1 protein-coding gene is annotated in these 217 nt (G+C 29.5%); it reads right to left on the reverse strand.

Annotation, left to right across the window (positions count from 1 at the left end; genetic code table 11):
• A partial coding sequence (locus KGF39_RS19740) for a phage holin family protein (RefSeq protein ID WP_227823607.1) occupies positions 1-181 on the reverse strand: 181 nt, incomplete at its 3' end.
• Between the last annotated feature and the right edge of the window lie 36 nt (positions 182-217).

Here is a 217-nt window from a genome sequence, read left to right on the forward strand (position 1 = left end):
AGACTGCATCAGCATTTAATCCTAACATCCATACTGAAAAACCTATTCCAAGTATCAATAATACTACTGGAATATACTTATTATCTAGTTGCTTATATTTCTTGCAACCTGCTCCTATAACATAAAGAGCAGCTACTAAAATTAGCAACTGCTCGGGTATAAAACTTATTAAATTATCCATCTTTTATCCTCCTAATTAATTAAAATATTCCTTTTT

It is taken from the genome of Clostridioides sp. ZZV14-6345 (assembly GCF_020657775.1).
Taxonomy (GTDB): Bacteria; Bacillota; Clostridia; order Peptostreptococcales; family Peptostreptococcaceae; genus Clostridioides; species Clostridioides difficile_D.